Source organism: Streptomyces violaceusniger Tu 4113, assembly GCF_000147815.2.
Taxonomy (GTDB): domain Bacteria; phylum Actinomycetota; class Actinomycetes; order Streptomycetales; family Streptomycetaceae; genus Streptomyces; species Streptomyces violaceusniger_A.
Window position 1 is genome coordinate 7,030,644 of the sequence record NC_015957.1, and the last position, 17,570, is coordinate 7,048,213.

Consider the following 17,570-nt stretch of genomic DNA (forward strand, 5'->3'; position numbering starts at 1 on the left):
CACAGGACACTGGTGCCGTTGCACGGCGGGGCACGGTGGTGTCAGCGGGCGTTCGGAACGTAGGTGAGGCCGAGGACGCCGTTGGTGAGCCGCTTGACGTCGATCAGGTCGAAGTCCGTGGTGTCGATCCCGTCGTAGAGCCGTTCGCCGCTGCCGGCGATGACCGGGAACAGCCAGAACAGATACTCGTCGACCAGGCCGTGCTCGAGCAGTGTCCGGCTGAACGAGCCGCCGGTGCCGACCTTGAGGATGTCGCCGCCCGGCTGTTCCTTCAGCTTGCGTACGGCGTCGACGACGTCGTCCCCGAGCAGGGTGGCGTTCCACTTCACCTCGGTGAGGGTGCGCGACGCCACGTGCTTGGGGATGGTGTTCATCCGGACCGCGTAGTCGCCGAACGCCTCCTCCATGGTCGGCCACACCTCGGCGTGGTTCTCGTAGCTGACCCGCCCGTAGAGCAGCGCGTCGACGGAGAAGAGCAGGTCCCTGGACAGTTGCTCGAACTCGCCGGCCCACCGTGTGGGGAGCCAGTTCTGGGGGGTGCTGATCTGGCCGTCCAAGGTGATTACCGCCTGCTCGATGATCTTCCGCACGGTCACTGCTCCTTGTCGGTCGATGTCGCGTGGTCAAGGTGTTCAAGGTGTTCAAGGTGTTCAAGGTGTTCAAGGTGTCGAGAGTGCAGACCAGCCTGGGCGACAGAACTCATCGGTTCGGCGACGCCGTTGGCAACCGTGGCGCCGGTGCCCCCGGGGCCCCGCATCCCTCCTGCTCTCCCCTGGTGTCGCTCCATAGCAAGCGGCGATCTTCGCGAGATGCTGCTGAGCCTGGCCCGGCCCGCCGGATCAGCAGTCCCGTATGAGGAGCCCCCATGGCAGCGTCGCCATCCACCGCCACCCCGACCGATGACGCGTACCGCTTCGACGACCTGACCGCCCTGTACATCAACTGCACACTCAAGCCGTCTCCGCAGCAGAGCAACACCCAGGGGCTGATCGACAGAAGTCGCGCGACCATGGATGCGCACGGGGTCACCACGGACGAGTTCCGGGCCGTCGACCACGACATCGCGACGGGCATCTACCCGGACATGACCGAACACGGCTTCGCCACCGACGCCTGGCCCACGCTGTACGAGCGGGTGATGGCGGCGGACATCCTGGTGCTGGCGGGGCCGATCTGGCTCGGCGACAACAGCTCGGTGACCAAGCGGGTGATCGAACGTCTCTACGCCTGCTCGAGTCTGCTCAACGACAAGGGCCAGTACGCCTTTTACGGACGCATCGGCGGCTGTCTGATCACCGGCAACGAGGACGGTGTGAAGCACTGTGCGATGAACGTCCTCTACAGCCTCCAGCACCTCGGCTACACCATCCCGCCGCAGGCCGACGCGGGCTGGATCGGCGCGGCGGGACCGGGACCGTCGTACCTGGACCCGGACTCGGGCGGCCCGGAGAACGACTTCACCAACCGCAACACCGCCTTCATGACCTGGAACCTGATGCATCTGGGGGCCATGCTCAAGCGTGCCGACGGCATCCCCGCCCACGGCAACCAGCGCTCCGAGTGGGAAGCGGGCTGCCGCTTCGACTACCCCAACCCCGACTACCGCTGAGGTTGCCGAGGATCTCTGCGAGAGGGCCGCCCACCGGCCCGGCCTCTCGACGAGAATCGGTGCCTCACGAGGGCGCCCGGTACTCGCCGAGGATCTCCTCCGCGGCGCGGGCATCCTCGGCCTCGATCTTCAGCGCTTCGTCGATCACCTGCCGCAGGCTTCCGCTCGGGATCACGACCGCGCCACTGGCGTCGGCGTAGACGTAGTCCCCGGGGACCACGCATACGCCGCCCACTTCCACGGCGACGTTGGCGGCATAGGGCATGGCGATGTCGCCGCCCCAGCGACTCGCCTCCCCTCGGCACCAGGTCGCGAAGCCGTAGGCGCCCAGTTGGTCGAAGTCGCGCAGCCGCCCGTCCGCCAGGACTCCGGCGGCATGGGTGTGTTCGAGCCTGGAGAGCTTCGTTCCACCGCCGTGGGATACGTCGGAATAGCCTCCGCTGGACAGCACCAGCACGGTGCCCGCCGGACGGTCGCCGACCGCCTGGCCGAAGAGATCGCCGAACTCGGCGTGCGGCACGTCGTCGCGGTAGGGCACATAGGCAATCGTGGCGGCCGGGCCGAACAGCTTGCGTGGCGCGGGGCTGACGAGGCCGACGATATGCGCCCGGTGACCGTGGACCCGGCCCATGGCGTCGACCAGCGACGCGCAGGACACGCGGTCGGGCACGGGTTTCGGATCGCTGGCCATCGTCGCTACCTCCCTCTCATCGCGGCACCGGACGATCACCCCCATACCGGACACACCATGTGGTCAATGCTAGCCATCCGGCCGCAGCGCGGCAGCTCGATGGCGAGGGGCCGGAGCGCCGAGACACACGGGTACGTCGCGACCTGGCGGACGAAGATCTCGCCTTCATGCAACGGCTGCTCGGCGACACGACCGGCGTGGGCCCCGGCCGGCCGTCGGATCCGGCATGAACCTCGCCGGCCCCAGCACCGGGCCCGTCGTCCACGTCGCCGTGCGACGGCTCAGTCGGCGGTGGACTCCGCGGCCTCCGTGGCCTCCGCGGTGACCGTGGCGGCGACGTCCTCGACCACGGCACATGCCTGCTTCTCGGGCACACCGGCCGCGATGAGCATGGCAACGGCGCTTCGGGTGCCGTCGTCCTCCAGTGCCCCCGTGTTGACCTGCTCCAGCAGAGCGACCGTGAGCGCTTCCAGGCCCGCGCTGAGCACCGCGGGGGGCAGATGGGTGTGGAAGACGCCGTCCCGCTGTCCGCGCTCCAGGATGGACGTGACGTCGTCACGCGCGGGCTTGATGATCTCGGCGACGCGTTCCGCGCCCAGGTCGTGCCGGGCCAGCGCCAGGAGCATCCGGTAGCGGTCGCCCACGGGCCACATCGACAACGCGAAGTGCGCGAGCGCCCGCTCGGCAGGGCCCTTGGACTGCACTCCGGCCACCGCCGCGTCCCGGAGGGCCTCGGAGGCTTCCTCGGCCAGCGCTTCGAGCAGCGCGACCCGTCCGGGGAAGTGGCCGAAGAGGGTGCGCCGTACGACACCGGCGGCGCGCGCCAGCTCCTCCAGTGTGATGTCCGGGTTCCGGCCGAGTTCCTTGCGGGCCGTGGCCAGGATGCGCGCCCGGTTGGAGCGCGCGTTGCGTCGCTGCGGGACGCGGGCAGCGGGCTTGGTCACGGACAACCTCGAGGGCGGTACGGCGGACAGGAGCGGCAGGTCCATTCTGACACGGGGCATTCCTCGCGATCCGGGATCGCTTGCGGCATGCGGACCACCACCGCACCGGGCGAGGTCGCCGTCGACCCCCACGGCGATGAGGGCGGCGGCGGCCGTGCGTGTGCCGTCGTCGGTCCAGGTGCCGGTGTTCACACATTCGAGGAGCGTCAGAACGTATGCCTCGACGGCGCGGCTGAGCACGGGCGGCGGAAGGCTGGTGTGGAAGACGCCCTGCCGCCGGCCTTCGGTGATGATCGCCGTGGCCATGTCGCGGGCGGGGGCGAGGACGTCGGCCCGTTCGGTGCCCAGGTCCTGGGGGGCGAGCCGGAGCAGCACGCGGTAGCGGTCGCCGACCGGCCACAGGGTGAGGACGAAGCGTGCCAGGGCGGTGGCGGCGTCGGGGGCCGGGAGCGCGACCTCGGTGAGCGCCGCCCGAAGGGCCTCCGCGGCGTCGTCCACGAGCCCCTCGACCAGCGCGGACCGCCCGGCGAAGTGGCTGTAGACGGTACGGCGCGACACCCCGGCGGCCTCGGCGATGTCGCCCAGGCTGCTGTCGGGATCACGGTCCAGTTCCCGGCGGGCCGCTTCGAGGATGCGGGTCCGCGTGGTGCGCGTCCGGCGGCGCCCGGGGGCAGGCAGGGCTCGCGGGTTGGGCACGGCGGCACCTCCTTCACCAGGGCCGCTTCGCGGGGTCCCGCTGCTTGCCCATCGACGGGCAAGCAATATTTGCACACCGATGGGCAATAAACTAGTCTGCACATCCATGGGCAAGTAACTGTCCTCGGTGCAAGGCAGCAGCCCGCACCGCTCCTGCCGACCCCCGAAGCCGACCGCTTCGCCCCCTAGGAGCTTCCGATGCCGCTCGTCGCGAACACCCCGGTCGAGAAGATGACCGGGCCGTACCCACGGCGCTGGTGGGCACTGATCGTGTTGTGCCTGAGCCTGCTGATCGTGGTCATGGCCAACACATCCCTGATCGTCGCCGCGCCCGATATGACCACGGACCTGCACCTCAGCAGCAGCGACCTGCAGTGGGTCGTCGACGGCTACACCGTCCCCTACGCCGCGCTGATGCTGGTGCTCGGCGCGATGGGCGACAAGTACAGCCGCCGCGGCGCCCTCGTCACGGGCCTGCTGATCTTCGCGGGCGGCTCGGTGATGGGCAGCCAGGTGGACGAGACCAACCTGGTCATCACCGCCCGGGCGATCATGGGCGTGGGCGCCGCCGTGGTCATGCCGGCCACGCTGTCCCTACTGGTGGCGATCTTCCCGAAGCGTGAGCGGGCACGGGCCATCACGGCCTGGACCGCGACCTCCGGCCTCGCCATCGCCGTCGGCCCCGTGGTCGCCGGCTGGCTGATGCGGGACCACGCCTGGGGTTCCACCTTCCTGATCAACGTGCCCATCGCGGTCGTCGGCGTCATCGGCGCACTCCTCCTGGTGCCGCCGTCCAAGGCGAAGGACAAGGGCCGGATCGACTACATCGGCGGTCTGCTCTCGATCGTCTCCGTCGGCTCGCTCGTCTACGCGATCATCGAGGGCCCGCACTTCGGCTGGGGCGCCGGCCCGGTCACCGCGGCCGTGGTCGCGGGCGTGGGCTTCCTGGCCTTCACCCTGTGGGAGCTCAAGCACCCCCACCCCATGCTGGACGTCCGGAAGTTCAAGCTGCGTGCCTTCGGCGGCTCCATGCTCGCGGTGCTGTTCTTCTTCTTCGGCACCTTCGGCTCGATCTACTACGCCACGCAGTTCCTGCAGTTCGTGCTCGGCTACGACGCCCTGGAGACCGGCGTTCGTCTGCTGCCGCTGGCCGGTGGCGTGTTCGTCGGCGCCGCGGTCACCGGGAAGCTGGCCCCGAAGCTCGGGGTGAAGGCCATGGTCGTGCCCGGCATGGTCATCGGTGCCGTGGGCGTGTTCCTGCTCACGCAGATCGACAAGGGCTCGGACTACACCGACTTCCTGCCGTCGCTGCTGCTGCTCGGCTTCGCGATCGGCCTGAGCGTGTCCCCGGCGACCGACACGATCATGGACTCGTTCCCCGAGTCCGAACTGGGCGTCGGCGGCGGCGCCAACGACACCTCGCTGGAGCTCGGCGGCTCCCTCGGCATCGCCCTCCTGGGTTCCCTGCTCAGCACGTCCTACCAGGACAAGCTGGGTGACCTGGTGGGCAACCAGCTCCCGCACAACGCCATGGACGCCGCCAAGGAGTCGGTGGGCGGTGGCCTCGCGGTGGCCGAGCAGATCGCGAAGAGCCCGAGCGGCGGCCCCCAGAAGGCCCAGGCGCTGGTGGACGCGGTGCACGAGTCCTTCGCCCACGGCGTCGCGCACACGAGCCTCATCGGCGGCATCATCATGGCCGCCGGCGCCCTGATCGTCCTGGCCGTCCTGCCCGGCCGCAAGGCCGCCGCGCCCCAGCACGGCCAGGAGCGGACGGAAGAGGACGTGAAGGAGCCCGCGGAGGTCGGCTGACCCCGGACGGGCCGTGCCTCGAGCGGCGCACGGCCCTGGACGGTGCTGGGAGGGGACGCCCGGCACCGTCCTTTTTTGTGCCTCCCAGATCGGTGCGGACGTCGACGACCGTCCCCGCTGAACTTCGGCACGGACCACCGTCGTACGAACGCCGCCCAGCGCCCACCGCGGGGGCCGCTGCTCGGGCAGTGCGGGCAGCCCGTTCGGCGCAGTGCACGACCCGCACCGGGAAGCCGGAGGGGTCGAGCAGATCGACGGCCTTTCCGCCGCCCGGCACGTTCGCGTCCCGTACGGCGGAGCCGGTCGCGCGGGCCAGCCGGTCGAGGTCGGCCCGCTCGGCCGCGCGGAACGCCGGGCCGATGAACCGGGAGGTACGCCCCTTACGGATCACCATGCAGGGAGGACCGGCGAAGGTGCCGCGCAGCCACAGCTCCCGTTCGTGGCGGGCGACGATGCCGAAGCCGACGTCACGGGCGAAGAGCTCGGCGCGGTCCAGGTCGGGCTTCTCGAATTCCAGCCAGGCCGGCAGGGCGATCGACGAACGGCTGGAGGGCATCGCCGACCCCGCCGAGCGGGTCGCCTTGGGCGTGCGGCTCAGCGCCAGGATGGTCCGCGAACTACCCGGCCCGCTCCGGCAGATAGGCGCGGAGCCAGAGATCGAGCTCGGCGAAGATGCGCTCGCGCACCTCGGGCATCGACAGCACCAGGTCGTGCACCCCGTCCCGGATGCGCACGGTGGTGACCCGGGGACCCAGCCGGGGTGCGAGGCGGGCGATGTCGTCGGCGCGCAGTACGCCGTCGGTGCGGAGCAGGGCGTCGTCCCACTCGGTGGTGGCGGTACTGGCGGTCGAAGCCATCACCAGGACCGGACAGTCGATGCCCAATCCGCGGCGCACCCGCCGCTGACCCCGTTGGATCGCGGCCAGCCACCCGGCGTAGAGGGGGAAGCCCCCGGCCGGTTTGAGGGTCAGGTCGAACTCCCAACTGCCCCGGAAGTCACGGTGGAGACTGTGCACGTAGTGCGGGTTGAGCGGGGCCGGGAGCTTGCGGGTGGCCACCAGCCGTCCGAGGAGATCGACGACGGGGGCGCCCAGCGTGCGGATCAGCAAGGGAGCGGGCAGGGACAGGAACGGGCTGTTGAGGAAGAGCGCGTCGATCGTCCCCTGCCCGGCCCGCCGGTCGGCGTACAGGGCGCTGATCAGGCCGCCCGTTGAGTGGCCATTGAGCAGCAGGGTGTCGTGTCCGTCGACCTCGCGGATGATGCGGACGGCCTCGTCGAGTTCCTCGTCGTAGGCGTCGAGGTCGTGGATGTAGTTCGGCGAGTGGTGCGGGCGCAGTGAGCGGCCGTACTTGCGCAGGTCCAGCGCGTAGAAGTCGTAGCCGCGCTCGGCGTAGAAGTCGGCCAGGTGGGTCTGGAAGAAGTAGTCGACGAAGCCGTGCACATAGAGCACCGCTCGGCGGGAGCCTCCCGCCGCGGCGCCAGGATCCGCGGACCGGCGGCGGACCAGGGTCGCGACGACATCGCCCTCGTGGTCGGCCGCGAGCGGCAGGTCGATCGACTGGTAGGGCTCGCCCAGGATGTCGGTGAGGAAGTCCACGGCGCCGACTGTAATGGCCATGCCCGCGCCAACGCCGCCGGAAGCCCGTGGGCTTGGTCACTGCCGACGTGAGCACAATCTCCCGCGGACCGCCGAACGGCCCCTCGACAACGACCTCGGCCCGGGCGAGGCTACGCCCGGGCGGGAGCTACGGCGCTAGCGGGCGGCGGCCTGCCGCGACGCCGTGAGCAACGCCAACGGCGGGGAGCCGCATCTCTCACGGGTGCCGAAGCCATACCGGATTTCTGCTGTTCCCGTTCCCGTGACCCGCACAGCGCTAGCGTCGGTCCCATGATCGTATGGCTCAACGGCACTCACGGCGCAGGCAAGACGACGACGAGTGCACTCGTGCAGCAGCTGATCCCGGATTCACGGGTGTTCGACGCCGAGAAGGTCGGCGAGACACTCATGGACATCACGCCGGCGCTGCCCGCGACGGACAACTTCCAGCACTGGCCGCCGTGGCGGCCGCTCGTAGTCGAGACCGCCCGCCGCGTACTCGACTACACCGGCGGCACTCTGGTCGTGCCCATGACTGTCCTGGTCGAGGAGTACTGGCGCGAGATCAGCACCGGCCTCGCCCAACATGCCATTCCGGTACGGCACTTCGTCCTCCACGCCGACCAGGACACCCTCCGCGGGCGCATCGCGGGCGACACTGTTCTTGGCCCCAACTCCCCGTTCCGTCTCCAATACCTCAAGCCCTACGCCGAAGCGGCCCGCACGTGGCTACATGACGAGGCCGAGGTCGTCGACACCACGCACCTCACGCCCGCCCAGGCCGCCCTGCAGATCGCGGAGGCCGTCAAGAGTTGAGGTGAGTCGACGATCCGGACGAAGAACGTCACGGCTTGCTCTGTGCGGCTCGCGGGGCCCGTTGTCGTACCGCCCGCCCGACTGATGTCCGCCCCAGGGCTCACTCCGCCGCGCTGACCGGGCCCACGAAGGTCCCCGGGTGGGTGGCGCCCGACTGGTCCAGCGGGGCGCCGCCGTACGGCCAGTCCAGTACGAGGTTCCGCCGCTCGTTCGGCGGGGTGATGACGACCTGGTTCGGCTCGAACTTCCGGTCGTCGTCGTGGGTCGACGCCAGGAGCGTGATATCGAAGCCGACCCGCTCGCCCTCGCTGAGCCGGACGGGCTTCGGCTTCGCGTTGGTGCGCGGCAGGTCCCAGGTGTCGCCGTGGGCGGTCTGGAGCTGGACGCCCGGGAAGCCGACCATGGTGCAGTCGGCCGTGCCGGTGTTCTTCAGCACCACCCGGGCGGTCTGCTGTCCGTCGTAGTCCATGTCCGGGCCGCCCTCGCAGTTCGACCACGCGGCGTCCAGCTGGTCGCTGGTGCAGCGGCTCGCCGACGAGGAGCCGCCGGCGGCGCTGCCCCCCTTGGTGTCGACGGCGTCGCCGGAGGCGTCGGAAGCGTCGGAAGCGTCGGAAGCGTCGGAAGCGTCGGAGGAACCTCCGGATGTGGCCTTCGAGGTGGCCGAGGACGAGCTTCCCTTGGCGTCGGAGTCGGAGCCGCCGCCCTGGCAGGCGGTGAGCGAGAGGGCGGCAGCGGCGATCAGCGAGGCCGCGGCGACGGTGCGGGTGCGGCGGAGAGCGGTCTTGCGCGGCATGGAATCCCCCGGGGGTGGTTGAAGTGCGTCCGGGACGGGGTGGGTTTCCCTGTGGTGCGTGTTCCGCGTCCTGGAAGCAACCCTGGCCGCCGCCGCTGATGATCGACTAACCGATGGCTAACAGGTCGTTGGCGCGCCTGTGGGGGGACAGCCGCGTTCGGCATCCGTGGCTACTCCTCGCGCTTGGCCCACTCGCTGCTGCCCAGCGGGTAGTCGTAGCCGGGGCGGCCGGCGGCGGCGCTGGTGCGGAAGGGGGTGCCGCTGTTGTCGAGGTGCACGGTGCCGTGGCGGTCGCCGCTGGACCAGTCCAGGGCGAGGTCCCAGCGGACGTCATGCGCCCTGGTGTGGGCGGTGACGTAGAAGACCTCCGGGTCGGACTCGCTGACCTTGTACGGGAAGTCGCGCTGGCCGTTCTTGACGGTGGCGGTCGGGCTGCCGTTGTCGAGGTCGACGTCGAACGACTTGGTTTCGACGTCGCCGCCGCAGCCGACGCCCATCGAGTAGTCGTTCCAGGCGAGCGGGGCGCTCTTCGCGACGACGCGTACGTGCAGCGCCTCCAGGACGACGGTGTCCTTCCCGGTGCCCGGCACGGTGAGGGCGACGCGCTGCTCCCCCGAGGAGACCGCGCCGTACGCGGCGGCCCAGCGGGGCGCATCCGGCTCGGCGGCGGGCGGGCCGACCTGTTCGGGCTCGCTGTCGACGAGGAAGTGCTGGCTGCAGGGGCTGTCGTAGACGAAGGGGCGGGTGGCGATGTTGACCGGTGCGCCGCCGGGGCGTTCGGCGGCGCTCCCGCCGTTGTGGGCGGCGGGCTCCGACGCCGGGGCGGAGGATTTGCCGGTCTTCGCGCCCCGGGACGGGGAAGACGGGGAGGGGGAGGCCGATGCGGACGGCCGCTTGTCGTTCGCTCGGCCGGTGGCGGTGCCGGGGCCGGTGGTCGGCGTGGCGGCCCCCGCCCCCGCGGCCTTCTCGCCACCGCCGTCGTCTCCGGAGGACGGCAGATTCACGGCGAACGCGACGGCTCCCAGCACCGCGGCCACGACGACGGACGCGATGAGCGCGGTGCGGCGCCGCCGCCGGGGCCGTACGGGAGCGGGTGGGACGGTGCCGCCGCCAACCGGTTCGTCCGTCCCATCGGGTTCGCGGAGCCGACCGCCCTCGGACGCCGACTCCGTTCCAGCCGTCGCCTCGGGCAGCACAGCACCCGAATCGGCAGGGCGCGTCGCCGCCTTGGGCCCTCCGCGGCCCCCGGCGCCGGGCGCCGAACCACCAGGCGTCGGCGCGCCCTCCTGCTCCCCGGCCCCGACGCCCTCCCCGACCCCCGCCCCGGCCCCCGCGCCGCGCGCCGCCCCGTCCGGCCCCTGCTCCTTAGGCCCCCGTGCCGCATGCGCCAGAATCCACCGCCGGTGCAGCTCGACCAGTTCCTCGGGGGTCGCCCGGCACACCCGGGCGACCCGCTCGACCGACGCGTAATCGGCCGGTACCACCGTGCCGTTGCAGTAACGATGCAGCGTGGACGTGCTCATATGCAGCCGCTTGGCGAGCGTCCCGTAGCTCAGCCCCGAGCGTTCCTTGAGCCCCCGCAACTGCTCCGCGAACGCCTCCGCGTCCCCGGCGGCCCCCGTCGCTCCCGCGGCCCCTGTCGTCGCTGACACCGTTACTCCCCTTCCCCTGTGGCCCGGCGCGTCCCATTCCCGCGTCCCAGGTCCCTTACGTTCCCCCTGGTCAAAGCCCGTTTCTGCGTTCCAGCGTCTCCGACTGCCCGGCTTTCGTGGCGGCTGGGACGGACCGCCCCACAAGCTCCGGTCATCCAAGCACCACACCCACCGCACCACCGAAAGGGCTCACCCACATGTCCAGCATCCGTACCTCCCGCATCCGCCTCCTGACCGCCGCCGCTACCGTCGCGGTCGCCGCCTTCTCCCTGACGGCGTGCAACGACGGAGAGGGCGTCCGCAATGAGGGCTCGTCGGCGGGCGCCTCCTCGACCGCGTCGGCCTCCGGCTCGTCCTCCCAGGAGGACGCGAAGACAGGCACCACCGGTTCGAAGTCGGCCACGGACGTGCCCGCGGCATCGGGGAACGGCAAGACCAACACCGGCAAGTCCGGCACGAGCGGAAGGAAGGGCGTCACCTGCCAGGGCTCCAACACCAAGACGGTCGCGGCTCCCCTGAACCGCCCCGTGAACCACATGCTGCTCACGGTCACCAACACCGGCGACAGCACCTGCTACCTCTACGGCTACCCGGCCGTCCGCTTCGGCGAGGCCCAGTCGGTGCCGCCGGTGATCGAGGACTCGAAGCCGCAGGCCGTCGTCACGCTCGCCCCGGGCGAGTCCGGCTACTCCTCCGTGAACCTGTCGGCCGCCGACGGCAGCGGCACCAACGGCCACACCGAGAAGTCCCTGGCCGTCTACTTCCAGGGCCGCACCGCCGACGAGGACGTCCCCTCGGCCGCCCACCCGTCACTGCCCGCCAAGGGCGCCTACATCGACGACTCCCTCAAGGTCACGTACTGGCAGCAGTCGATGGACGACGCCATCAGCTGGTAACACCACCGTCAGTTGTTGACGGTGCGAAAGAAGTGGTCTGCGTCCTCGGGTTCACCCAGCCGTCCTACCTCCAGCCAGGAGCCGTCGGTGAAGCGGAGCCGGAACGTGGCGAATCCGCGTGGCTGGCCCGCCTCGCCCTCGACACGGACCTGATCGAGGGGAAACTCCGCGAAGGTCTGGAAGTCGTCGGCCTTGGTGGGCGACAGCCGACGGCGAGGGGACGTGGCGACGCAGACGCGATCGCGGGCCAGCATGACCAGGCGCTTGGGGTTGGGCGAGTGCCCGTACCAGCGCAGCAGTAGCTGGCCCGCGGTCAGGTTCCAGTCGCCGTCGAAGATGCCGTGGGTCGGGTCCTGCCGGCGATCGCGGGCAGGGTCGCGGCCGGATGCGGAGCGGCGGGCGTCCGGCGGAGTCTGCGGCTCCCCGGCCCGCGGTCCGCGGTTGCGTCGTGGCTGGGACAGCCGGTCGAGTCGGCCACCCAGCTTGTCGATCAGCATCATCGGGATGACGACGAAGAAGAACACGACGGCGCCGACGTACAGCAGCCAGTGGCGGCCCGGCTTCAGCCGTCCCTTGCCCGCGGCGCGGTGCACCTCTTTGGGCGGTGTGGGAATGGGCTTGTGGATCTCGCACCAGACCAGGGCCACGGGCTCCTCGCCCAGGAGCTTCCGGGCCCGCCGATGTACCGCGCGCTTCGCCATGCCGAAGATCCTAGAACGGGCCTCCGCCTCACCGGTCGGGGCGGGGAACCAAGCGGTGACATGGCCGGCACCGATGAGTTCGACGACCGAGCGAGGTCTACACATAGACACAGCAGGCCACACACATGATCAGGGAGCGGACCATGAGCCCCAACGCACTACCGTCCGTCGTCGACGCCGATACCTGGCGGCGTCAGCTCGAAGCGCTGCGCGTTCGGGAGAAGGCCGCGACCCGGGAGCTCGACGCGATCGCCGCCGAGCGCCGCCGCCTGCCGATGGTCGAGATGCCCGACTACACCCTGGAGGGCGCGGACGGACCGGTTCGGCTGGCGGACCTTTTCGACGGCAAGAGGCAACTGATCGTCTACAACCACATGTGGTTCCCGGGCGAGAAGTGGCAGTGCCCGGGCTGTACGGGGTTCACCTCGCAGTACACCCGGCTGGAGTTCCTGGACAACTACGACGCCCGGTTCGTCATCGTCACCCAGGGCCCGATCGACGAGGCACTCGCCTACAAGCGGCGGGTCGGGAACACGATGGCCTGGTATTCCACGGCGAACAGCCCGTTCGGTGCCGACGTCGGCGCACCGCCCGGCGGAGGATTCGCGGTCAACGTGTTCCTGCGCGACGGCGACGCCGTCTACCGCACCTGGCACACCAACGGCCGTGGCACCGAGCAGCTCAGCCACTCCTTCGCGCTGATCGATCTGTTGCCGTACGGGCGGCAGGAGGAGTGGCAGGACTCCCCCGACGGCTGGCCACAGGCACCCACCTACAGCCGCTGGGCCGGGTCCGAGGACATCGCCGCGCTCTACGGCCCGGAGGCGTGAGGGTCCGCCTCCGGGCGGACCCGCGCGCTGCCGCCCCGTCAGTCCGGAACCGCCGGGGCGGCACAGAGCTCGTCCAGCCCGGGAAACGGATTGTCCGGCCGGAGCCTGCGGTACGCGGCGTCGACGAATGACACGGGCGCCCACTTCGACGGCTGCTCGTCGATCTGGTGGACCACCGTCTCGAGGATCCGCTCACGCAGATCCAGCCAGGGGAACGCCGAGTGGGCGGCGTCGAGCACGGCCCGGTCCACTTCCTCGGCGCCGAAGCCGAAGATGTCGGCGCCGATGCCGAGGTGTGTGAGGGCGACGACCGGCTGCTTGTGGACCGCGATGCCGGTGGAGGTGTGCAGCGCCACCGCGTCCCAGAGCAGGTCGACGGCGGCATCGGACAGGCCGTGGTCGCGGGCGAAGCGGGCGGCTCGGAACGCGCCGTCCGCTTCGAACCGGTTCGGGCCGTGTCCCTCGTCGGTCAGGCCGATGTCGTGCAGCACCGTGGCGAGAAAGAGCGTCTCGTCGTCGTAGTCCGTCCCGGCGACGAGGTTTCTGGTGGCGGCGATGCTGCGAGCGTAGAAGAAGCTGCGGATGCAGTGGTTGAGCAGGTAGGCGGGGCAATGCTCGGCGGCGAAGGCGACAGCGGCCTCGGTGGCCGACGTCCGCGGCCACCCCCCGATGGCGTCCGGCGGCGCGCCGAGCGGGCGACCGCGAACGCGATGGCCCGGTTTCTGGTCAGCCCGCCGCATCGCGAAGGCGGACAGGCTCAGTTCATCGAGTCCGTCCCGCCCGGCGGCGACTCGGACATCACCGCCGTGATCACCTGGATTCTGCAGCATCTCGACGAGCCGCTCACTCTGGAGTCGGTCGGCCGGCACAGCCATATGAGCACGCGGACCCTGCGCCGCAGATTCCGGGCCGCGACCGGCACGAGCGTCATGAACTGGGTGGCTGGGCAACGTGTGGCCCGGGCCCGCGTCCTCCTCGAAACCACTCGCCTTGGCGTCGACGACATCGCACACCGATGCGGCTTCGGCTCCGCGGAGTCGCTGCGCGTGCACTTCACCGCGCTGACCCGGACCAGCCCGTCGCGATACCGCCGTACCTTCGCCGACTGAAACACCGCGGGGCCCGCTCCCTGGAGGGGAACGGGCCGCACGTGTCCGGGTGTTGTGATCCTTGACGGGGGGCTTGGGGTTACGGCTCCGGGTCCAGCGGAATCTGCAGGGTGACGAGAGCGCCGCCGCGCCTGACGGTCACGGGGTAGGTGGCGCCGGACCGCTTACCGCTCAGGACGGTGTCGAGGTCGTTGACGGTGGGGGTGAGTGTTCCCGCGACCTCGACGATGACGTCACCGGGCAGCAGACCCGCGGCGTCGGTGTTGCTGCCCGGGTCGACGCCGAGCACGCGCACTCCGCCACCGGCGGGACTGGTGTTCCTGAGGTTGGCCGCGATGATGCCCTGGATGCCGGGGGTGATGTTCACGGTGAGCGGCTGTGTCACGCCGTCCAGCGTGAAGGTGCCGCTGAACGTTCCTCCGGCCAGCGGGGCGTCGATGTCGGCGACGACGTTGACGATGAACGGCCGGATGAAGTCCCAGACGCTTCCCGTGAGCTGGGCCGTGGCCGACTTGCCGTCGGCGGCGATGCTCACGGGGCAGGCCATCCCGGTGCACGCCAGATCCAGGCCGGTGATGCGGGTGTGGGGCGGCGCCTGGACGCTGATGCTGCCGGGCCCGAAGTGCCGCTGCCCGTCCGGCGGATAGGCGACGGTGCCGGCAGGCCCGCCGGCGTCGAGGCTGGGGACGTTCTGCTGCGGGGGCAGGGAACGAACCTGGCGCTGCTCGGATGCCGAAGCCGATGCGGCCGATGCGACCGCCGGCGCAACCGCGCCGGCCAGCATCGCGGTGCCCAAGGCCAGAACGCTGCACACCCGGGCGAACTTACGGATCATCAAAAGCCCTCCGTGATCGACGATGGTCAACCGTCCCAGCCACGGCTCGGGCACGGGCAGAACACCCGTATAAGTCACTCAATAAGGTGGGCAATCACCCCACCGTGTTTGGTCCACGGCTCACTCACGAATGCATCTGCCGGGCCCGGAACCCAGGCACGAACGAGAAGGACCAACGCAGAATCACCACGTCACGCAGAATCACCGCGTCAGGCGCGCCATGGCAGGCTCAAGGAGTGCCCCGCTACGACCGCTTCACCGAGGAACTGCTCGGCTTCCTGCTGACACGGCTGGATGACGAGAGCGATCTCGAGCACCTCGTCACCCATGAACCACGGCGGATCTCAGCCGCCTACTTCGAAGGGGGTGGCGGTCGCGCGGAGACGCGGGTCATGAGGTTCACCGGCTGCGCCGCATGCTCGCGGATTCCCCCGTACACGCTCTTCCCCTCCTATGGCCGCATCACCGTCCCCGCGTGGCCCTGCCTGCCCGTCCGGGCGCTGGCGCTGCGCTTCGCCGGTGAGCCTGACTACTGTGACGGATGGCGGCCCGAGGTCGCCCTCTTCGCGTCCGGACGCCTCGTCCACGAGACCTGACCGCGCCCGTCATGACGTGAACGCGTCGACGACCTCCTGCCGACGCAGCCGGGTCTGCTTGGGCATGCGCCAGCCGAGCACGCCGACGGTGGCGCCATTCCGGTCGTACAGCGCGACGAACCGGCCCTGCGCCATGTCCCCGTCCACGACGGTCACCTCGGCATCGGCCGACAGCACACCATGCCGGCCAGCAGTGCCAACGCGTCGTCGAGTGTGCGCAGCACATGGGCCCCGGCGAGGCCGTCCTGTCCGGCGAAGACACGGGGCCGCAGACCCGTCGCCACGACGATCGCGTCCGCCCGCAGCACACGGCCCGATGCGGTGTGGACGGTGCGCACCTCCGCGTCAAGGCCGACGGCCGGATCGCCGAGGATGAACTCGGCGTCCAGCGCGGAGAGTTCGGCAGGTCGGCGGAGGAAGGCCCGGTCCGGTTCCCAGGTGCCGGAGAGGACCTGCTTGGACAGCGGTGGCCGGTCGTAGGGCAGATGCGGCTCGGCGCCCAGGACGGTCAGGCCGCCTGGAATCCCTTGCGCCGCAGGGCTTCCGCGGTGGAGAGCCCGGCCGCGGAGGCTCCGACCACCAGAACATCGGCGGGAGCGCTCGTGCGCCCTCGCTCATGTGGATCGCACCCGCGGGGCATACGGTGGCGCATTCGCGCACCGCGGCGCGGAGGCTCTCGGCGGGGGCAGCGTCGAGCAGGATCACGACGCCGTCGTCCTCGCGCTCGTCGAACACCTCCGGGGCGATCAGCACGCAGGTGCCCGCGGCACAGCACTTGTGTTCGTCCACGGTGACCTTCATCGCTGATGCTCCTTCGTCGATTCATCGGCTGGAGACGCGGCCGTGAGTGCGCGCCGCATCGCCTCTCGGAGCAAGTAAACCCGACGATTTAAAAAAGCCAAGCGAGTGCTTTAATCCTTGGGGCCCCGACCGCCGGTCACGGCACGCGCGTGACCGGCGCATGCCACAACGCGACGATCGCGTCGATGAGGCCGGTGGCGGCGTCATGCCATGTCGCACGGGAGGTAGGAGCGTTGTCGGCGAGGGCGCGCTCCCTCTCGACGGACATCTGCGTGATCAAGTGACGCGTCATGGCCGAGCGCTCGGCGTACACCTCGGCGGGCAGGTCCGGCAGGCAACGGTTCAGGCCGTCCTGCAACACCCGCATCGATGGAGCGGCGACGGAGAATTCCTCGGTCACGATCGCGTAGAGCGCGGGGTCGGCCGTGACCTGGGCGATGAACCGCGCGTACCAGCTCGGGTGGCCCAGGGCTTCGAGATGCTCGGTGGTCGGACGGACCGCACAGGCCACCCAGTCCCGCAGATCGGCGGAATCGCCGATTTCGGCCAGCAGCCGCGCCCGGATCCCCTCGATCTGCTCGGCATGACGGCGAACAAGCGCGCGCACCAGGTCGACCTTGGTGCCGAAGTGGTAGCTGACCGCCGCATTGTTGCCCTGCCCGGCGGCCTCGCTGATCTGGCGGTTGGCCACCGCGTACACCCCACGCTCGGCGAACAGCCGCTCCGCCGCGCTCAGCAACGCCTCCCGCGTCGCGGCGACCCGCTCGTCCTGCCTCATTCTGTCTGCCATCGCCACCGCCCCATCGGGACCTCACACACTCCGCGACGGCTGGCCCCAGATGCCGCCGCGGGTCCTCGCCCGAACCGGCGAGGTCAAACACCGGAAGCCTACGCAACGGCACGTCGTGGACGACCTGCGGCGCCGCGCGGGCCGGACCCCTCGGCGCCTCCGCCTTGATACCCACTCCTCCTTGAGTTTAAATCAACTCATTGATTTAAACTCACAGCGGAGATCGGACCGACCGTGATCAACGCCCATCCCGGCACCCCGGACGAGACCATTCCCGAGTTTCCGATGCCCCCGGGCGGCCGGGTGCCCGTTCGCCCCGCCCCCGGAGATGATGCGGCTGCACGCCGCGCGGCCGCTCTCCAGGGTCCGCCTGCGGGACGGCAGCACGCCCTGGCTCGTCACCC

The 17,570-nt window shown here is 70.4% G+C and carries 18 protein-coding genes and 4 pseudogenes; 7 read left to right on the forward strand and 15 right to left on the reverse strand.

The features are described 5' to 3' along the window. Window positions 1-41 precede the first annotated feature (41 nt). Window positions 42-590, reverse strand: a complete 549-nt coding sequence (locus STRVI_RS28600) for a dihydrofolate reductase family protein (RefSeq protein WP_014059111.1) — start codon at window positions 588-590, stop codon at window positions 42-44. Window positions 591-865: 275 nt separating this feature from the next. Here STRVI_RS28600 and STRVI_RS28605 point away from each other — a divergent pair, with 275 nt between their 5' ends. Beyond that, entirely contained in the window at window positions 866-1,609 is a 744-nt protein-coding gene (locus tag STRVI_RS28605) for a flavodoxin family protein (RefSeq protein ID WP_014059112.1), read from the forward strand. A 64-nt stretch (window positions 1,610-1,673) separates the two neighbouring features. Here STRVI_RS28605 and STRVI_RS28610 read toward each other — a convergent pair whose 3' ends face one another. From STRVI_RS28610 to STRVI_RS54915, 3 genes and pseudogenes are all read right to left on the reverse strand, one after another. Beyond that, on the reverse strand, window positions 1,674-2,300 hold the full coding sequence (locus STRVI_RS28610; protein WP_014059113.1) for an RraA family protein: 627 nt from the start codon (window positions 2,298-2,300) through the stop codon (window positions 1,674-1,676). A gap of 281 nt (window positions 2,301-2,581) precedes the next feature. After that, the gene (locus STRVI_RS28615) at window positions 2,582-3,244 is read right to left on the reverse strand and encodes a TetR/AcrR family transcriptional regulator (RefSeq protein ID WP_043240088.1); all 663 of its coding nucleotides are present in this window, start codon (window positions 3,242-3,244) and stop codon (window positions 2,582-2,584) included. 516 nt (window positions 3,245-3,760) lie between these two features. After that, window positions 3,761-4,048 (reverse strand): annotated as a pseudogene (locus STRVI_RS54915) (helix-turn-helix domain-containing protein); the annotation flags it as partial. A 90-nt stretch (window positions 4,049-4,138) separates the two neighbouring features. Between STRVI_RS54915 and STRVI_RS28625 the strand changes: the two are divergent. Beyond that, entirely contained in the window at window positions 4,139-5,749 is a 1,611-nt protein-coding gene (locus STRVI_RS28625) for an MFS transporter (RefSeq protein WP_014059115.1), read from the forward strand. Between the two features lie 171 nt (window positions 5,750-5,920). Here STRVI_RS28625 and STRVI_RS54920 read toward each other — a convergent pair. Then, window positions 5,921-6,305, reverse strand: a pseudogene (locus STRVI_RS54920) (VOC family protein); the annotation flags it as partial. Window positions 6,306-6,366: 61 nt separating this feature from the next. Further along, window positions 6,367-7,368 carry an alpha/beta hydrolase gene (locus tag STRVI_RS28630; RefSeq protein WP_014059116.1) on the reverse strand — a complete coding sequence of 334 codons (1,002 nt, stop codon included), beginning with the start codon at window positions 7,366-7,368 and terminating at the stop codon, window positions 6,367-6,369. A 270-nt stretch (window positions 7,369-7,638) separates the two neighbouring features. Here STRVI_RS28630 and STRVI_RS28635 point away from each other — a divergent pair, with 270 nt between their 5' ends. Further along, the gene (locus STRVI_RS28635) at window positions 7,639-8,163 is read left to right on the forward strand and encodes an AAA family ATPase (RefSeq protein ID WP_014059117.1); all 525 of its coding nucleotides are present in this window, start codon (window positions 7,639-7,641) and stop codon (window positions 8,161-8,163) included. A 100-nt stretch (window positions 8,164-8,263) separates the two neighbouring features. On the opposite strand, the gene STRVI_RS28640 is transcribed toward STRVI_RS28635, so the two are convergent. Next, window positions 8,264-8,956: a DUF4232 domain-containing protein gene (locus STRVI_RS28640; RefSeq protein WP_014059118.1), complete on the reverse strand. Its 693-nt coding sequence runs from the start codon at window positions 8,954-8,956 to the stop codon at window positions 8,264-8,266. 170 nt (window positions 8,957-9,126) lie between these two features. Further along, entirely contained in the window at window positions 9,127-10,608 is a 1,482-nt protein-coding gene (locus tag STRVI_RS28645) for a helix-turn-helix domain-containing protein (protein WP_014059119.1), read from the reverse strand. A 197-nt stretch (window positions 10,609-10,805) separates the two neighbouring features. Between STRVI_RS28645 and STRVI_RS28650 the strand changes: the two genes are divergently transcribed. Continuing rightward, window positions 10,806-11,504 (forward strand): DUF4232 domain-containing protein, encoded by a 699-nt coding sequence (locus STRVI_RS28650; RefSeq protein WP_014059120.1) that lies wholly within the window; start codon window positions 10,806-10,808, stop codon window positions 11,502-11,504. An 8-nt stretch (window positions 11,505-11,512) separates the two neighbouring features. Here the strand turns inward: STRVI_RS28650 and STRVI_RS28655 are convergent, their stop codons facing one another. Further along, window positions 11,513-12,205, reverse strand: coding sequence for a hypothetical protein (locus tag STRVI_RS28655; protein WP_014059121.1), 693 nt, complete (start codon window positions 12,203-12,205; stop codon window positions 11,513-11,515). Between the two features lie 143 nt (window positions 12,206-12,348). Between STRVI_RS28655 and STRVI_RS28660 the strand changes: the two genes are divergently transcribed. Further along, window positions 12,349-13,035, forward strand: coding sequence for a DUF899 domain-containing protein (locus STRVI_RS28660; RefSeq protein WP_043236667.1), 687 nt, complete (start codon window positions 12,349-12,351; stop codon window positions 13,033-13,035). Window positions 13,036-13,073: 38 nt separating this feature from the next. On the opposite strand, the gene STRVI_RS48795 is transcribed toward STRVI_RS28660, so the two are convergent. Further along, on the reverse strand, window positions 13,074-13,775 hold the full coding sequence (locus STRVI_RS48795; RefSeq protein WP_150112927.1) for an HD domain-containing protein: 702 nt from the start codon (window positions 13,773-13,775) through the stop codon (window positions 13,074-13,076). Between STRVI_RS48795 and STRVI_RS28670 the strand changes: the two genes are divergently transcribed. Next, a complete protein-coding gene (locus STRVI_RS28670) occupies window positions 13,746-14,144 on the forward strand; it encodes a GlxA family transcriptional regulator (RefSeq protein ID WP_251982756.1) in 399 nt (132 codons plus the stop codon). The two genes, STRVI_RS48795 and STRVI_RS28670, sit on opposite strands and share 30 nt — an antisense overlap. Window positions 14,145-14,223: 79 nt before the next feature. On the opposite strand, the gene STRVI_RS28675 is transcribed toward STRVI_RS28670, so the two are convergent. Beyond that, the gene (locus STRVI_RS28675) at window positions 14,224-14,979 is read right to left on the reverse strand and encodes a PDZ domain-containing protein (protein ID WP_014059124.1); all 756 of its coding nucleotides are present in this window, start codon (window positions 14,977-14,979) and stop codon (window positions 14,224-14,226) included. 236 nt (window positions 14,980-15,215) lie between these two features. Here STRVI_RS28675 and STRVI_RS28680 point away from each other — a divergent pair, with 236 nt between their 5' ends. After that, window positions 15,216-15,575, forward strand: a complete 360-nt coding sequence (locus STRVI_RS28680) for a hypothetical protein (protein ID WP_014059125.1) — start codon at window positions 15,216-15,218, stop codon at window positions 15,573-15,575. Window positions 15,576-15,584: 9 nt separating this feature from the next. Here STRVI_RS28680 and STRVI_RS52945 read toward each other — a convergent pair whose 3' ends face one another. The 4 genes and pseudogenes from STRVI_RS52945 to STRVI_RS28690 form a co-directional block, all read right to left on the reverse strand. Then, complete coding sequence (locus STRVI_RS52945) at window positions 15,585-15,731, reverse strand: hypothetical protein (protein WP_167543229.1); 147 nt, start codon at window positions 15,729-15,731, stop codon at window positions 15,585-15,587. A 20-nt stretch (window positions 15,732-15,751) separates the two neighbouring features. Continuing rightward, a pseudogene (locus STRVI_RS28685) lies at window positions 15,752-16,215 on the reverse strand (FAD-dependent oxidoreductase); the annotation flags it as partial. Continuing rightward, window positions 16,185-16,376 (reverse strand): annotated as a pseudogene (locus STRVI_RS48800) (ferredoxin); the annotation flags it as partial. The pseudogenes STRVI_RS48800 and STRVI_RS28685, both read right to left, overlap by 31 nt. Window positions 16,377-16,512: 136 nt before the next feature. Beyond that, window positions 16,513-17,166: a TetR/AcrR family transcriptional regulator gene (locus STRVI_RS28690; RefSeq protein WP_014059126.1), complete on the reverse strand. Its 654-nt coding sequence runs from the start codon at window positions 17,164-17,166 to the stop codon at window positions 16,513-16,515. Between the last annotated feature and the right edge of the window lie 404 nt (window positions 17,167-17,570).

Bases quoted from the DNA above. Each gene is read 5' to 3' on its own strand.
- STRVI_RS28605 (WP_014059112.1), top strand. From the start codon at position 866: ATGGCAGCGTCGCCATCCACCGCCACCCCGACCGATGACGCGTACCGC.
- STRVI_RS28610 (WP_014059113.1), bottom strand. From the start codon at position 2,300: ATGGCCAGCGATCCGAAACCCGTGCCCGACCGCGTGTCCTGCGCGTCG.
- STRVI_RS28625 (WP_014059115.1), top strand. From the start codon at position 4,139: ATGCCGCTCGTCGCGAACACCCCGGTCGAGAAGATGACCGGGCCGTAC.
- STRVI_RS28630 (WP_014059116.1), bottom strand. From the start codon at position 7,368: ATGGCCATTACAGTCGGCGCCGTGGACTTCCTCACCGACATCCTGGGC.
- STRVI_RS28635 (WP_014059117.1), top strand. From the start codon at position 7,639: ATGATCGTATGGCTCAACGGCACTCACGGCGCAGGCAAGACGACGACG.
- STRVI_RS28640 (WP_014059118.1), bottom strand. From the start codon at position 8,956: ATGCCGCGCAAGACCGCTCTCCGCCGCACCCGCACCGTCGCCGCGGCC.
- STRVI_RS28650 (WP_014059120.1), top strand. From the start codon at position 10,806: ATGTCCAGCATCCGTACCTCCCGCATCCGCCTCCTGACCGCCGCCGCT.
- STRVI_RS28655 (WP_014059121.1), bottom strand. From the start codon at position 12,205: ATGGCGAAGCGCGCGGTACATCGGCGGGCCCGGAAGCTCCTGGGCGAG.
- STRVI_RS28660 (WP_043236667.1), top strand. From the start codon at position 12,349: ATGAGCCCCAACGCACTACCGTCCGTCGTCGACGCCGATACCTGGCGG.
- STRVI_RS28670 (WP_251982756.1), top strand. From the start codon at position 13,746: ATGGCCCGGTTTCTGGTCAGCCCGCCGCATCGCGAAGGCGGACAGGCT.
- STRVI_RS48795 (WP_150112927.1), bottom strand. From the start codon at position 13,775: ATGCGGCGGGCTGACCAGAAACCGGGCCATCGCGTTCGCGGTCGCCCG.
- STRVI_RS28675 (WP_014059124.1), bottom strand. From the start codon at position 14,979: ATGATCCGTAAGTTCGCCCGGGTGTGCAGCGTTCTGGCCTTGGGCACC.
- STRVI_RS28690 (WP_014059126.1), bottom strand. From the start codon at position 17,166: ATGGCAGACAGAATGAGGCAGGACGAGCGGGTCGCCGCGACGCGGGAG.